Origin of the sequence: Roseomonas sp. E05, from assembly GCF_030063475.1 — a bacterium.
In the GTDB taxonomy this organism is placed as follows: domain Bacteria; phylum Pseudomonadota; class Alphaproteobacteria; order Acetobacterales; family Acetobacteraceae; genus Pseudoroseomonas.
Genome location: NZ_JASIRT010000015.1, coordinates 15,706 through 29,478, shown reverse-complemented (window position 1 = coordinate 29,478; position 13,773 = coordinate 15,706). Strand labels below are relative to the sequence as shown.

General features: G+C 72.1%; 14 protein-coding genes. All 14 read right to left on the bottom strand.

All coding sequences use genetic code 11. The features are described 5' to 3' along the window. Positions 1–17: 17 nt before the first annotated feature. Positions 18–794, bottom strand: a complete 777-nt coding sequence (locus tag QMO56_RS15625) for a hypothetical protein (protein WP_283527109.1) — start codon at positions 792–794, stop codon at positions 18–20. Between the two features lie 25 nt (positions 795–819). After that, positions 820–1,233, bottom strand: coding sequence for a DUF350 domain-containing protein (locus tag QMO56_RS15620; RefSeq protein ID WP_283527107.1), 414 nt, complete (start codon positions 1,231–1,233; stop codon positions 820–822). A gap of 54 nt (positions 1,234–1,287) precedes the next feature. Further along, positions 1,288–2,436: a DUF2491 family protein gene (locus tag QMO56_RS15615; protein WP_283527105.1), complete on the bottom strand. Its 1,149-nt coding sequence runs from the start codon at positions 2,434–2,436 to the stop codon at positions 1,288–1,290. Positions 2,437–3,479: 1,043 nt separating this feature from the next. Further along, on the bottom strand, positions 3,480–4,088 hold the full coding sequence (locus tag QMO56_RS15610) for a hypothetical protein (protein ID WP_283527103.1): 609 nt from the start codon (positions 4,086–4,088) through the stop codon (positions 3,480–3,482). 44 nt (positions 4,089–4,132) lie between these two features. Continuing rightward, positions 4,133–4,726 carry a hypothetical protein gene (locus QMO56_RS15605; protein ID WP_283527101.1) on the bottom strand — a complete coding sequence of 198 codons (594 nt, stop codon included), beginning with the start codon at positions 4,724–4,726 and terminating at the stop codon, positions 4,133–4,135. Positions 4,727–4,756: 30 nt separating this feature from the next. Further along, the gene (locus tag QMO56_RS15600) at positions 4,757–6,082 is read right to left on the bottom strand and encodes a tryptophan 7-halogenase (RefSeq protein WP_283527099.1); all 1,326 of its coding nucleotides are present in this window, start codon (positions 6,080–6,082) and stop codon (positions 4,757–4,759) included. 184 nt (positions 6,083–6,266) lie between these two features. Further along, positions 6,267–6,986, bottom strand: coding sequence for a 3-oxoacyl-ACP reductase FabG (gene fabG, locus QMO56_RS15595; protein ID WP_283527097.1), 720 nt, complete (start codon positions 6,984–6,986; stop codon positions 6,267–6,269). Next, entirely contained in the window at positions 6,983–7,423 is a 441-nt protein-coding gene (locus tag QMO56_RS15590; RefSeq protein ID WP_283527095.1) for a phosphotransferase, read from the bottom strand. Before QMO56_RS15590 ends, fabG begins: the two co-directional genes overlap by 4 nt. Next, positions 7,417–8,247 (bottom strand): beta-ketoacyl synthase chain length factor, encoded by an 831-nt coding sequence (locus QMO56_RS15585; protein ID WP_283527093.1) that lies wholly within the window; start codon positions 8,245–8,247, stop codon positions 7,417–7,419. Before QMO56_RS15585 ends, QMO56_RS15590 begins: the two co-directional genes overlap by 7 nt. Next, entirely contained in the window at positions 8,244–9,422 is a 1,179-nt protein-coding gene (locus tag QMO56_RS15580) for a beta-ketoacyl-[acyl-carrier-protein] synthase family protein (protein WP_283527091.1), read from the bottom strand. Before QMO56_RS15580 ends, QMO56_RS15585 begins: the two co-directional genes overlap by 4 nt. 23 nt (positions 9,423–9,445) lie before the next feature. Next, positions 9,446–11,812: an MMPL family transporter gene (locus tag QMO56_RS15575; protein WP_283527089.1), complete on the bottom strand. Its 2,367-nt coding sequence runs from the start codon at positions 11,810–11,812 to the stop codon at positions 9,446–9,448. A gap of 153 nt (positions 11,813–11,965) precedes the next feature. After that, complete coding sequence (locus QMO56_RS15570; protein WP_283527087.1) at positions 11,966–12,565, bottom strand: outer membrane lipoprotein carrier protein LolA; 600 nt, start codon at positions 12,563–12,565, stop codon at positions 11,966–11,968. Next, on the bottom strand, positions 12,565–13,458 hold the full coding sequence (locus QMO56_RS15565) for a hypothetical protein (RefSeq protein WP_283527085.1): 894 nt from the start codon (positions 13,456–13,458) through the stop codon (positions 12,565–12,567). Before QMO56_RS15565 ends, QMO56_RS15570 begins: the two co-directional genes overlap by 1 nt. Beyond that, complete coding sequence (locus tag QMO56_RS15560; RefSeq protein WP_283527083.1) at positions 13,455–13,772, bottom strand: hypothetical protein; 318 nt, start codon at positions 13,770–13,772, stop codon at positions 13,455–13,457. The genes QMO56_RS15565 and QMO56_RS15560 overlap by 4 nt, the downstream gene beginning before the upstream one ends. Position 13,773 lies beyond the last annotated feature (1 nt).

The following is a 13,773-nucleotide window of genomic DNA, read 5'->3' as shown; positions in this document are numbered from 1 at the left end:
CGCCTGCGGGCTTTCCCTCAGCCTGCCTGCTTCTGCCGGATCATGGCCAGCCGGTCCCTGAGCGTCGTAGGCTCCGGCGAGCGGCCCGCCGCCGCGTCCATGGCCGCCGCGATATTCGGGTCGTCCTTCTCCGGCCGCGTCGGGGTCAGCAACTTGGCCTTGGAATTGGCGGCCTCGGCCTGGGCAAGGTCGCGCGCCGCCGCATCCTGCATCGCCTTGAGCGCCACGCTCAGCCCGCTGGTGGCGCTGGACAGGCCCGCGGCCTGCCGGGCCGCTTCCGCCCGTCGCTCGGCGGCCTCGCGCTGCATGTCGGCGCGACTCATGTCGCGCTGGGCGCGGGACAGTTCGTTGCGGGCCGATTTCAGCTTGGCGCCGGCCTGCTCATAGGTCTGCTGCAAGGTGTTCAGGAAGTCCTGCGCATCGGCCGCGTCCTGCTTCTCGCGCTCCAGCTCCGGCGTCATCTCCTCCAGCATGGTGAGCAGGGTTGCGAGGGACCGCTCCAGCTCGGCCTTCTTCGCCGGGTCGCTCTCGGCCTCAGCGCGGCTCTGGATCTGCTCGGCGGCGGCGAGACGCTGCTGCGACAGCGCCTGGATCGTATCGGCCTCGCGCTTCTCGCGCTCGAAGGACTGGTGGGCCTCCGCCACCTGAAGGCCGAGCGCGTCGAGGTGCTGCTCCATGGTCCGCAACTCCGCCTCGGTGGCGGATTTCGGGTCCCACCGGACAATGGCCTCGACCGCGCTGTTGACGGCCTGGTCGGTCTTCACGCCGACCATATTGCGGATGAAGGCAAGCATGGCGTTCTCCTGGTTCGTTCGAGGGTCAGCCGGCCATGGCGCCGGCGTTCAACAGGGCTACCGCGATCTGGATTCCGGCCAGCATCCACGCTGCCGCGACATTGTCTTCCTCGATCATGCCGCGCAGGCCCCGGATCAGGAGCGCGGCGCCGGCGAAGACCAGAAGCTGCACGATCAGCGCAACCAGTCCCCAGATCAGGATGTCGAGGGTAAAACGGCTGGTGGCAAGGGTCGCCGCCAGGGGCAGCGCGAGCGCGATCAGCGTGCCCGCCAGAACGATCCCCGCCGCCGTGTTGCCGGCGCGGATCAGCCGCATCTCGTGGAAAGGCGTGATGAGCATATATACCGCCACGCCCACGGCCAGCAGCGCGAGGGTGAGCATGAACTGCGCGGCCAGTACCGGCAGGCCGGCCCGTAGGGTCTCAAGGATCACGTCCATGGCTGTCGCTTGGTCCTTCGGCTGTGGGGTCCCGGTGCCGGCGCTGCCGTGCGGTCAGGCCAGCGAGAGGGAGGCGGGGTTCACGTCGAGGCCGGCACGAATCTCGACCCAGGCCTGGCCGGCATCCTCCACCACGGAGACCAGGATGTATTCCGTCTGCGGCGCCGGCGGGGGGAGACTGGTGGGGGCGCCATACAACATGGCCTGGTGCCGGACGGTGCGGCTGCCGCCGGTGCCCTGCACCTCCTCCACCAAGGCGCGCGGTTCGACCCGCGAGGGCCCGGGCGCCCAGACGCGGGCATAGATCCTGCCGTCCTTGGTCTGGAACTCGGGCCAGCCGATCATGCCCTCCGCCCGGTCGAGCCAGGCGCTCCATTCCGCTTCGTCAGCGGGGGTGATCTCGTCGATGACCGCGAAGTAACGGCATTCGTCGGGCTCATTGCCGGCACCGAGGTGAAGCTGCAGCATGGCGCGGTCGCCCGGGAGGTAGAGGCGCACGAGCTGGCCGGCGGCATCGCCGATCCGGCCGACCTCCGTCACGCTGACCGTTTCGCCGCTTCCGGCCGGGGTTGGGACGTGGGTCGAACCCCCCGCCAGCATGAAAGGCGTGGGGTCCAGCGTCATCGTCATGCCGACGCGGAAGCGGGAGGGCGCATAAGCCTCGCCGCTCATCTTGTGGCGCAGCATCCCCACGGCGCTTCCGATGGGGCTCGAGGGGCCCATGCGCTCTCCTCCATGATACGTGGATGCGCCGGGGCGGGTGGGCCGTGATCGGCGCCAGGCGAGAAGGGCGAGGGCCGCACCACCCACCAGCACGACACCAAACACGGAAACGGGGATGCCGCCGCCGCTGCTTTCATCTCCCGGTGCGACGCTCGGCGTGCGCCTGTCGTCCGGCGGAGGGGCGGCTTGGCCCGTCGCGACTTCCACCGGCACGTCGGGGGGCAGGTAGTTCGGGTCGCGTGGCTGGTCCCCCGCCGCGGCAATACGCTGGTCCAGCTCATCCAGCCTGCGGCGGATCTCGGCATCGCTCTCCGCCCGCCGCTCGGCTTCCTGGCGCCATTCCCGGTAGCCGGGATCATCCTGGTGGTTGCGAAAGAAGGCCGAGTGGCCCGGCTGGTTCAAGGTGCTGAACAGGAACCACAGGAATGCGGCATCCCAGACACCGAAGGAGCGGGGGCCGCGCAGAACGGTGCCGGGCATGGACCATCCCCTGTCCCTGTACCAGCCATCCAGGGTTCCACGGCGTGACGTTCCGTAGGTCCCGCCATAGCCGCCCGCAGCAGGCGGAAGTGGGGCAGGGCGCTGATACCCGGGCGAAGGGAGCCGGCCTTCGGTCGGGCGGTCGATAGTGGCTTGGCTCTCCCGCATCCGCCGCAACGCTTCCGCGGACTGGGACCGGCTATAGGAGCGGTCGCCTGCTGAGCTGCCCCCGTAGCCGACGGACGGACGGCGGCCGCTGGAGGAAGGAAGAGCATATCCGCCCGAGGAGGGAGTGCGGGGCCGGGCATAGCTGCGGGAGCTGCCAAAGGAGGGTGTGCGGCCGGAGCTGCGCGGCCGGGAGTAGCCGCCGCTGGAGCGGGACTGTGCTGCCGCATCGGATGCGAAGGTCACGACCGCCAGGGGAAGGGCTACCGATCCGGGGAGAGGAAGCCAGGTCAGCTCCCCTGCCAGGGCCAGAAGGCCCAGGAATCGAGCTGTCAGTCGTCTGCGCATCTGCCGCGGGTCCTGTCAGTCGGCGTCTGGCTGGCACTGGAGAAACGTTGGCCTGAAGCCCGAGATGAGGTCCCTCAGGCAGGTCGAGGCCGTCGTCCTGCCAAACAGTCCTGCTCCACCGGATGGAAGAATAACGCTCGAAGGCGATGGCGGCCAAAAGCTCTCGGCAAACGCCCCCGTGCGACTGTGAGTTTCCCTGGGAGAAGGCTCCCTTCCGGCTTCCTTATACCGCTTGCCTCCCGGGCAATCCCCGATGGGGCACCGCGGCCCCGATTCCGGCCGCCTGGACAAGGCGCTGCCCGAAAAGGTGCGGGTCGTCATCAGGACCCGGGGCCGTGTGGCGGTCTATCCGGCCTTCGGCACCGGCGCCTGGGAGGCGGCGCCGGCGAACACCCTTTCGCCCGGCGGCCGCGTGCTGGCGTGCGGGACCGGCTGGTTCGCCCAGCTCTGGCACGGGATGGCGGTGCGCTGCAGCTGCAGCCGGATTACACAGCCCTCTGCGGCCCATCGGGCGGTTCTTCAGGGGGCCTTTACTGCAGGAGGGCCGTGAAGCCCGGCTTGTCGAGCAACCGGTCGATCGCCGCGCTCATGGCCGTCTGCGTGATCTCCCGCAGCGCCCTGGATGAGCTGAACACGCCGGTCCGCGGCATGATGAGGTCGCCGCCGATATAGGCGGCCTCTTCCTGGTCCACCAGCACCGGCGCGCCGCCGTTCACCGGGCGCAGCGTGACGCGGAACTCGGCGGTGGCCGCGCGCCGGGTGGTCTGGCGGGTCTCCAGCGCGAGGATGTCCACTTCCAGCCCGTAGCGCGCCGCGGCGGCGTCCGGCGCCAGCAGGCCGCGCGCTCGCAACGCGCTGGCGAAGGCCTGGAGGACCTCCTCCGTCACCGGCACCGGCGTCATCAAGTCCTTCACCGAGGTGCCTGAACCGTCGCGCACGGCGCCGATCCAGCGCGGATCCGTGTGCCCGTCCTCGCGCCGGTCGGTGACCTGCGTGATCGCCACCACCGGCCGCGCATCAGGCTGCGCTGTGAGAGGCGAGGGCGGGGCATAGGCTAGGTTGACCTGGGTGGCGCCGCAGGCGGCGAGGCCAAGGCAGAGAAGGAGGGCGGCACGGCGGCGCATGGTCCGGCTCCGCATGATGTTTCCAGGTGAACGAATCATTCCTCTCTCCCCGATGTCCCTCATCGCAGCGCAGCAATGAAGCCTGGCTTGTCGAGCAACCGGTCGATTGCTTCGCTCATCGTCTGCTGGGCGATTTGCCGCAAATCCTCGACCGAACCAAACACCCCCGCCGAGAGCGTGATGACGCTGCCCCCGACCCGGTTGGCGCGCTCCTGGTCCACCAATACCGGCGCCCCGCCGTCGGCGGGGCGGAGAGTGATGCGGAATTCAGCAGTCGCTTCCCGCCGGGCGAGTTGATCCGCGTTCAGCGCCAGGATCTCCACCGTGAGGTTGTAGCGCGCCGTCGCGATGTCCGGCACCAGCAGCCCGCGTGCCAGAAGGGCATCGGCAAAGGCCTTCCGCACCACTTCCGTCACCGGCACAGGCGCCTCCAGGCGCTTGATCGGGTTGCCAAAGCCGCCGCGGATGGTGCCGATCCAGTTCGGGTCCTCGTGGCCATCCTCACGCCGGTCGGTCACCTGCGCGACGGCGACCACGGGGCGCGCCGCCGCTGGTGCGGCGGGGGGAGACGCCGGCGTGTAGGGCAGGCTGGCCTGGGTAGTGCTGCAAGCGGCGAGTCCAAGGCAGAGCAGGAAGGCGGTGCGGCGACGCATAGGCAGGCCTTTCAAGCCGGATGGGAACTATCATTCAGCGGCCATGGCGGGCAGCGGCGGCGGTGCGCGCCGCAGCTTGCCGCCGCGCAGGCGGAAGCCCATGCGGTGTGCGAGGCTGAGCATGCCATAGGTCGTCTTGAAGACCAGCACCGGCAATTGCCGGTTGGTGTTGGCGTGCACGTCGCCGGCCAGGAGGCTGACCAGCCCGTCGCGCATGCGGAAGCGGTTGGAGGGCTGCATGAACATGTCGCGCAGCACCGGGCGGTTGATGCGGTAGATCAGCCAGGCCATCGAGCCGATGGCGCGATGAACCTTGCGCTCGAAGGCCCGCAGCAGCGGCTCCGCACGGGCGGGGTCGTCCAGCCAGGCCTCCACCGCCTCGGCCCCCAGCTCGGCACTGGCCATCGCCAGCATGACGCCGGAGGAGAAGACCGGGTCGAGGAAGGCGAAGGCATCCCCCACCATCAGCCAGCCCTCGCCGCGCATCCGCTGCGCGCGGTAGGAGTAGTTGCCCGTCGTGGTGACGGGCGAGGCCAGCTCCGCTCCCTGCATCCGCGCGCGGGTCGAGGGGCTGGCCGCCAGCGACTCGCGGAGGAAATCCTCGAAGCTGCCCTTGCGGCGCTTGAAGAACTCCGGCGTGCCGACCACGCCGACGCTGGTGACGCCTTCCGGCAGCGGGATCATCCAGCACCAGCCGTCGTCGAGCAGATGGATGGTGATGTTGCCCTCCGGGCAGTCCTCGCAGGGTGCGACGCCGCGGAAGTGCCCGTAGATGGCGGCGGTGTTGGTATGCGCGTCGCGCTGCTTGCCGCCCTGCTGCTTCGCCAGCAGCGTGTCGCGGCCGGAGGCGTCGATGACGAAGCGTGCCTGCCACACATGTTCGTGCCCGGCTGCATCGCGCGCGGTGACGCGTGAGCCCTGCGCACCGCCGAGCGCCACTTCGGTGACGAGCATATCCTCATGCGTCTCGGCGCCGCGCGTGGCGGCATTGCGGAACAGCAGCGCGTCGAACTCGGCGCGGCGCACCTGGTAGCTGTGGGTGTAGGCCTTGTTGAGCCCGTCGGCGAAGGAGAAGGAGACCTTTTTGCCGTGCTCGTCGGAGACGAAGGAGGCACCGGGCTTGAACACGCCGATGGCGCGCACGGCCTCCGCCACGCCCAGCTTCTCGAAGATGCGCAGGTTCTGCGGCAGCAGCGATTCGCCGATATGGAAGCGCGGATGCCTGGCCTTCTCCAGCATCACCACATGCCGCCCGCGAGCCGCCAGCAGCGCCGCCGCCGTGGAACCGGCCGGGCCGCCGCCAATCACCAGCACATCGCAGGGCGAGGGGAGGGAAGAAGCGGGAGCGGACGGCATCGGAGCCTCATGGAAGCGGAAGGGCGGTAGCAAAACAGAATGGCCCTGCAACGTCCATCGGGGGGCGGAGGGGGAGGAAAAAGCCGGGGGAAGGAATTCCCCCAGGCCCTCATCTTTTTCTTCAAGTTTTTGAGCGCGCTCCGGCGAAGGGGCGCATGGGAGGATTCCTTTCCCGCAAGCTTTTTCAGGCCAGGCCGCCATTGATCGAGATGGTCTGCCCGGTGATGTAGCCAGCGCGATCGGAGGCGAGAAAGCCGACCAGTTCCGCCACCTCCTCCGGCTGCCCGGCGCGGCGCGCGGGCACCAGCTTCGCGATCTGCTCGCGGCTCATCACCGCGGCGGTGGCGGGGCTCTCGATGATGCCGGGCGCCACCACATTCGCCGTCACGCCGCGCGGCGCGCATTCCAGCGAAAGGCTGCGCACCGCCCCTGTCAGCCCCGCCTTGGCGGCGGCGTAGTTCGCCTGTCCCCGGTTGCCCATGATGGCCGAGACGGAGGATATGGCGATGATCCGCCCCCAGCGCGTGCCGATCATCGGCAGCAGCAGAGGCTGCGCGACGTGGAAGAAGCCGTTCAGCGAGACGTCGATCACCGAATGCCACTGCGCGGCCGACATGCCGGCCATGGGCGCGTCATCATGCGTGCCGGCATTGTGCACCAGGATCTGGATCGGGCCGCCCGCCAGCAGCGATTCGGCCGCCGCGGCCGTGCCGGCAGCATCGGCGAGGTCGAAGGCCACCGCCTCGGCGCTGCCGCCGGAGGCTCCGATGGCCGCCGCCAGTTCGGCCGCGCGGGCGGCGCCGGAATGGGCGTGGATGATGACATGCACCCCATCGGCCGCCAGCCGCCGCGCCACGGCGGCGCCGATCGGGCTGGCGCCGCCGGTGACGAGGGCGCGCCTCATGTCGCCTCCGGCAGGATTACCGCCGCCTGGCCGGAGAGCAGCACCCGTCCCGCCGCCGCGACCTCGAAGGCATAGATGAAGGAGCGCGCCTCGCGCGCCACGGCGGTGGCGGAGACCCGCAGGTCGGCCCGCTGGTCATCGAGCCGCGCCACGGCGAGCACCACGCCGCGCAGGCTGGCGAGATAGCCTGCCGGCTGCGAATCGCCCGAGCCGGTGAGCGCACCATGCAGCGCCATGGCCTGCAGCGCGTATTCCACGCCCGCGACCGCCGGCAACTGTCCGGCCCGGCGCAGCGGGTTGGCCGGGTCGCGGTGCGAGACGGCGTGGCAGAGGATGCTGCCGTCATCCCAGTGCTCGGCGCGATCGAGCAGGCACATGGTGCCGGCATGCGGCACCCGGGCGGCAATGGCCATGTGGTCCAGCGGCGGCTTCAGCATGGCGCCAGCTCCGCCTCCAGGCCCATCCCGTCCAGCAGCGCCCAGGCGAGATGCGCCGGCTGTCGCGCCGCCAGGGCTTCGAGCAGCGGCAGGGCGCGCGCCGCCGGGTTGGCCTCCTCCAGTGCGGCGCGCAGGGCGCTGCGCGGCCTTGCCTCCGTGGCGGGCGCTGCGGGGCGATGGCGCAGCGCCAGGGTGGCGCGGGCGCCGGACTGCGCCTCGGGCAGCAGCAGCATGGCGGCGGCGAAGGGCACCGCCGTGGGGCGGCAGGCCTCCAGCGGCGGGGTCAGCGGCGCGTCATAGGCGCAGAACAGCACCGGGCGGCCCCAGGCGGCCACCTGGGTCGCCGCCTGCAGCAGGCCGAGGGGGAAGGTGTCGTCATGGCAGCCCAGGCTGACCGAGGGCCGCATCGAGCCGGCGCCGATCCCCCAGTAGCCGGCGGCGGCGTTGTGCACGGAGTTGTGGAACAGCGTCGGCGAGACGTCGCCGCCCGGCGTGGCCAGCGCGTCGAGGATGGCGCCGACCACCGCGCCGTCCCCGTTCGAGCTGGCGAAAAGGGTATCCAGCATCCCGGGCGCGAGGCCGGAAGCGGCCGCCGCCTCGCCGGCGGCGGCGAGCGCCAGGCGCACCACCAAGCTGGCGCGGCGGCGCTCGGCGGGGGCGAGCAGGGCGGGCGGCGGCACCACCGGCGCGGCCTCCTGCCAGGGCGCCGCGCCGGCCAGGACAGGTTCGCTCGCCGCCCAGCCGGAGAGGCCCGGGCCGAGCAGGCCGAGCCCGCCGATCCGGCAGCGCACCGCCGGCGGCGCGGTCTCCGGGGCGCCGCTCATGCGTGGCCGATGATCAGGCTGCAATTGCTGCCTCCGAAGCCGAAGGAGTTGCTCAGCACGCGCCGCACCGGCGCCTGCCGGTTGGCGGTGGCGATGTCGGCGCGGAACTCGGGATCGGGCGTCTCCACGCCGAGGCAGCCGGGCACCAGCCCTGCTTCCACGCAGATGGCGGCGATGGCCGCCTCCAGCGCGCCGGAGGCGCCGAGCGTGTGGCCGGACCAGCCCTTGGTGGAGGAACAGGGCACCGCCGCCCCGAACAGGTGTGACACCGCCCGGTCCTCCATCGCGTCATTGGCGCGGGTGCCGGTGCCGTGCAGGTTGACGTAGTCGATCTGCTCCGGCGCCAGCCCGGCGGAATCCAGCGCCGCCCGCATCGCCGCGACGGCGCCGAGCCCTTCCGGGTGCGGCGAGGACATGTGGTGCCCGTCGCTGCTTGCGCCGGCGCCGAGCAGCGCCAGCGGCGCGTCCGGCGCATCCTTGACCCGTTGCAGCAGGGCGAAGCTGCCGGCCTCGCCGATCGAGATGCCGCCGCGGTCGGCGGCACAGGGGCGGGTGGGGCCCTGCGCCAGCAGCGCCAGCGCGTTGAAGCCCTGCAGCGTCATGCGGCAGACCGTGTCCACGCCGCCCACCACCACGGCGTCGCACTGTCCCGTGCGCAGCAGTGCCGCGCCCTCCAGGAAGCTGCGCGCGCCCGAGGTGCAGGCGGTGGAGAGGGTCAGCGCCGGGCCACGCAGCCCGAGCCGGGCGCGGACATAGCGCGCCAGCGAGAACAGGTCATGCGTGCCGGCGAAGTCGAAATCGGCGGGCAGGGCGGTCTCGCCCGCGGCGCGGCGGCGATAGGTCGCCTCCGTCTCGGCGATGCCCGAGGTGCTGGTGCCGAGCACGACGCCGATCCGCTCCGCCCCATGCCGCTCGCACGCCGCCTGCACCGCCTCCGCGAAACCGTCGCTTTGCAGCGCCAGCTCGGCCAGGCGGTTGTTCCGGCAGGTGAAGCGCGCCAGTGGCGCGGGCAGCATGACCGTATCCAGCCCGGCCACGCGGCCGATCCAGGTGCCGGGCAGCCCGTCCTCGGGCGCCGCGGGGGCGAGTCCGCTGCGCCGCGCCTGGAGCGCCGCGCGCGTGGCGGCGAGGCCGACGCCCATGGCGCTGACGGCGGTGAGGGCGGAAAGGGTCACGGGAGGAAAAAAAGGATGCAGGGTCAAGGATGCGTCCGGAGGCGGGGTGCCAGGGCAAGGGCCAGGGTGAAGGCGGCGGCGACGCCGAGGGCCACGGTCAGGCCGATGCCGCGCAGGACCGGAGTGCTGCAGAAAGCCAGCAGCCCAAAGGTGAGCAGCGTCGTCACCGTGCAGTTCAGCACCGAGCCGAGGGTGCGCTCGGCCTCGGCCGCCGCTTCGCCGGGGGCGGCCGGCGCGGCGCTGCCGAGGAAGAGGGCATAGTCCATCCCCACCCCCGCCGACAACAGCAGCGCGACGAGGTGGAAAGGCGTCAGCAGCTGGCCGCCGAGGGCCAGCAACGCCAATGTGACCAGCAGGGCGCCGGCGATCGGCGCGGCGGTCCGGAGCGCGGCCCGCAGGCCGGCCCCGGCGCTGCCCCGCTGGCGGCCGAGCACGAGGGCCAGCAACGCGAAGACCGCCCCGCCGCCGAGCGCGGCCCAGCGCAAGGCCTGGGCGGTGGTGGTGGCGACCACGCTCTCGGTTTCCGCCTTCACCTCGATGAGCAGGATGTCGGGATCGCTCAGCCCGGCCACGGTTGCGCGCAGCGCCGGCAGATCGCGCACGCCGCTCGGCACCACCAGCCCCTGCCAGACGCCGCCGCGCTCCGAGAGCAGCAGCGCCAGCCGCGCCGAAAGGGCGGGAGCCTCCGCGAGGCCGGCCGGCGTGAGCGGCGGCAGGTCATGGCTTTCCGTGACGCCGGTGAGGAAGCGGTCGAAGGCGCCGGGCCGGAAGGGCAGGCCGGCGGCGGCCTCGGCCAGCCGCGCGCGCAGCGCCCCGGCGCTGGGCAAGATGGCCTGCCGCGCGTGCTGGGTCGCGGTGCTGGGCAGAAAGCGGGCCGGGCTGTCAAAGCCGCCCAGCGCGCCGCGCGCCACCATCGGCCCGAGCGCCTGCCCGACCCGCTCGGCCGCCCGCAGCACCGTTTCCGCATCGGCGCCACGCAGGGCGATCAGCACGCCGACATCCGGCGCGCCAAGCTGGCGCCGCAGCTCCGTATCCAGGTCGCGCTGCGCCTGCGGCACCGGGCTGAGCCGGTTGAGGTCCCGGTTCCAGCGCGGGCCGCCCATCGCCAGCAGCGCCAGCGCGGCGAGCGGCACCGCCAGCAGGGGCCAGCGGGCGCCGCGCAGACCGGCCAGGGCGCGGGCCAGCGGCCGTGGCAGCGGGCGCGGGCCGATCGCCTGGCCCGGCAGCAGCCAGGGCAGGGCCCAGCGGGTGACGGCCACTCCTGTCAGCAGCCCGGTGGCGCCGAACAGGCCGAGCTGCGCCAGCAGCGGGAAGCCGGAGGCCAGCATCGCACTGAGCCCGAGCGTGGCCGCCGCCGCCGCCAGCCGCAAAGTGGGCCAGAGGCGCCGCGCCGTTGCGTCCAACCGTTCCTGCGGGCGGCGCTGCGTCACCAGCAGCACGGGATAGTCGGCGATGATGCCGAGCATGGTCATGCCGAAGCCGAAGGCAGCGCCGTTCACCGCACCGAAAGCCAGGGCCACCGCCAGCGTGCCCGCCAGCGTCCCGGACAGGAGCGGCACCGCCACCGCCGCCAGCATCAGCAGCGAGCGATAGCGCCACCACAGGAAGGCGGCGATCAGCAGGCCGGAGAGCAGCGAGATCATCTGCACGTCGGCCCGCACGGCGGCGGCGGCGGCGGTGCTGAACACGCCCGGGCCGCTGACCAGCAGCCGCGCGCCCTCGGCCGGCTTCGCGGCGGTGAAGGCGGTGTGGAAGGCCGCCACCGCCGCTGCCTGGGCATCAAGGTCGAGGCCCGAGGCCTTGCCGCGCGCGATGATCAGGGCGCGGGGCGCGGCGCTGCCCTCGGCGAACCAGACGCCCTCGCGCAGCGCCACATGGCTCTCGCCCATCCAGGCGCCGAGCAGGGCGAAGAAGGCGCCCACCGGGTCGGCGAAGCCGAAGCGCGCCAGTAGCGGCGAGGCGGCGGAGCGCAGCCCGTCGAGCAGCGCAACCATTCTCTCGCGCAGCACCGGCGCCTCGAACAGGGCCGGGCGGGTGGCCGGGGAGAGCAGGTAGCGATAGCGGAAGAGCAGGTTCCGCTCGGCCTCCCCGAGGTCCTGCACACCGTTGCCGACGAAGGCGAAGCGGCCGGAGGCGCGCAGCCCTTCCGCCACCGCGCGACTGAGGCGGGCCAGTTCCGGCTCGGGCGCCCCCTCGATGCCGGCCAGCAACAGGGTGGTGGCGGCGCCACTGCGCAGCTCGCGCAGCAGGAACTCGGCGCCCGGCGTGCTGCCGGGGGGCAGCAGATCGCTCATCTCGGCGCGGAAGGTGACGCCGCGGAGCAACGCGGCGCCGAGCAAGGCGAGAACGAGCAGGGCGCCGAGCAGGCGGGCGGCGGGGTGCCGGCTCATGCCGGGGAAAGGTCGGGGGAAGGAATTCCCCCAAACCCCCATCTTTTTTTTGCCGGTTCAGGCGCGCGCTGGCCGCTGGCGATGGAACCCGAGGAAAAAAGAAGGGGAGTCTGGGGGGAATTCATTTCCCCCAGCCTTGCCTGCCCTGCCATTTCAGCGGCTGGCCGGCGGGGGCGTGATGACCAGCCGGGTTGTCCCCTCGTTGCCCCGGGTGAGGAGCGAGGTCAGCTCACCGCCACGGCCGGTGATTTCCACGGATTGCAGCGCCGCGCGCACGCGCAGGGAGCGGGGCGTCAGCCACATGCGCCAGCCGGTGCCCTCGGGGCGGAAGCCGATCTCGAAATGCCGCTGCAGCGTGGCGAGGTCGCCGGCCAGGGTGGCGCGGATGGATTCCACCAGCGGGCGGATCTCCGGCACGTCGTCCAGGCCCATGCTGCGCTGCAGGTTCTGCGCCGGGCGCGCCAGGAAGAGCCGGTCACCCTCCACGCGCAGGATTTCCTCGACCGGCGCGAGGGTGTGCTTCTCCAGCCGGTCCGGCGCTGCCCAGGCAAGGGTGCCGGTGCTGCGCAGCGGGGCGTCCAGCTCCGGGATTTCCTTGCTCTCGGTGAAGCCGGCCTCGCCGCTGCGGCGGGCGGCGAGCGCCGCCATCACGCTCTCCAGGGTGACGGCCGTCTGGGCCAGGACGGCGCCTGGCCAGGCGAGCAGGACGGCCAGCCGCAGCGCGGCGCGGCGGGAGCAGGAGAGCAAGGGCATCAGGCCTCCATCTCCTGCCAGAAGTCATAGAAATTGAACCAGTTGTAAGGGAAGGTCCGAGCCACCGCCTCGACCCGTGTGGCGTAGTGTGCGACCGCGGCGGCAAGGTCCTCGCGGCGCCGGGCACGGTCCAGCGTGATGCGCTCGGCGAAGGGCTCGAAATGCACCTCGTAGCGGCGCGGGCCGGTCCAGACGCCATAGGCCAGCATCACCGGCGCGCCGAGCACGGCGGCCAGGATGTGCGGACCCTCCGGAAAGGCGGCGGGGCGGCCGAGAAAGGGAACCCGCGCCACCTTGTCCTGACCCGGCGTGCGGTCGGCCAGGATGCCGACCAGCCCGCCGCGCTCCAGGCATTCCTTGGCGCGCAGCATGGCGTCCGGCCGGCCGAGCGGGATGATGCTGGTGCGGGTTCCCGCCGCCTGCTGCGCGAAGAAGCGCATGCTGGTGGCGGCGTGCTGGGCGTGCATCAGCGCCACCACCTCGACCGGGCAGCCGGTGTCGGCCACCGCCCGCATGGCGTCGAAGCTGCCGAGATGCGCGCCGAGCAGGATGCAGCCCTGGCCCTGGGCGATGCGGTCCTTCAGCAGGTCCAGCCCGACCACGCGGATATCGTAGCCCTCGCGCCGCCCATCGAGCAGGAAGACACGGTCGAGCAGGGTGGCGGAGAAGGTGAAGTAGTGCCGGAACTGGTCGGCGAGACCGGGTTCACGGCCGAGGGCGCGGCGCAGGAAGCGCCGGGAGGCGGCGCGCTGCCGCGGTGAGGAGACGAAGAAGTAGGCGGTGATCGGGTAGAGCAGCAGCCAGGCCGCGCGCCAGCCGAGCCGGGCAATGATCCAACCCATCAGTTTCAGCGCGGCGGCATTGCCGCGCTCCCGCTGGGCGGTCCAGGTCATGCGGCCACGGCCGGTTCCAGGGCGGCCTCGCCACTCAGCGCCAGTGCGCCGCGGCAATGGCACTGGAAGGTGACGCGGCCGGGGCCGGCGCTCCGGAACTCCACCTCCACCTCTTCCTCCGGCGCCACGGGGGCGGTGAACTTGGCGCGCAGCAGCCGCGTGACGAGGCCGTGGCCCTCCTCCGCCAGGGCGGTGAAAAGCGCGTCCAGCAGCACCACGCCCGGTACCACCGGCCGGCCGGGGAAATGCCCGGGCAGGCAGGGATGGCTGGCGGGCACGGCGAAGCGCAGGCGCCATGGGAACGGCCGGGCCATC

Excerpts from the sequence above, each read along its gene's own strand:
- QMO56_RS15625 (WP_283527109.1), bottom strand. The coding sequence starts at position 794 with ATGCTTGCCTTCATCCGCAATATGGTCGGCGTGAAGACCGACCAGGCC.
- QMO56_RS15620 (WP_283527107.1), bottom strand. The coding sequence starts at position 1,233 with ATGGACGTGATCCTTGAGACCCTACGGGCCGGCCTGCCGGTACTGGCC.
- QMO56_RS15615 (WP_283527105.1), bottom strand. The coding sequence starts at position 2,436 with ATGCCCGGCACCGTTCTGCGCGGCCCCCGCTCCTTCGGTGTCTGGGAT.
- QMO56_RS15610 (WP_283527103.1), bottom strand. The coding sequence starts at position 4,088 with ATGCGGAGCCGGACCATGCGCCGCCGTGCCGCCCTCCTTCTCTGCCTT.
- QMO56_RS15605 (WP_283527101.1), bottom strand. The coding sequence starts at position 4,726 with ATGCGTCGCCGCACCGCCTTCCTGCTCTGCCTTGGACTCGCCGCTTGC.
- QMO56_RS15600 (WP_283527099.1), bottom strand. The coding sequence starts at position 6,082 with ATGCCGTCCGCTCCCGCTTCTTCCCTCCCCTCGCCCTGCGATGTGCTG.
- fabG (WP_283527097.1), bottom strand. The coding sequence starts at position 6,986 with ATGAGGCGCGCCCTCGTCACCGGCGGCGCCAGCCCGATCGGCGCCGCC.
- QMO56_RS15590 (WP_283527095.1), bottom strand. The coding sequence starts at position 7,423 with ATGCTGAAGCCGCCGCTGGACCACATGGCCATTGCCGCCCGGGTGCCG.
- QMO56_RS15585 (WP_283527093.1), bottom strand. The coding sequence starts at position 8,247 with ATGAGCGGCGCCCCGGAGACCGCGCCGCCGGCGGTGCGCTGCCGGATC.
- QMO56_RS15575 (WP_283527089.1), bottom strand. The coding sequence starts at position 11,812 with ATGAGCCGGCACCCCGCCGCCCGCCTGCTCGGCGCCCTGCTCGTTCTC.
- QMO56_RS15570 (WP_283527087.1), bottom strand. The coding sequence starts at position 12,565 with ATGCCCTTGCTCTCCTGCTCCCGCCGCGCCGCGCTGCGGCTGGCCGTC.
- QMO56_RS15565 (WP_283527085.1), bottom strand. The coding sequence starts at position 13,458 with ATGACCTGGACCGCCCAGCGGGAGCGCGGCAATGCCGCCGCGCTGAAA.
- QMO56_RS15560 (WP_283527083.1), bottom strand. The coding sequence starts at position 13,772 with ATGGCCCGGCCGTTCCCATGGCGCCTGCGCTTCGCCGTGCCCGCCAGC.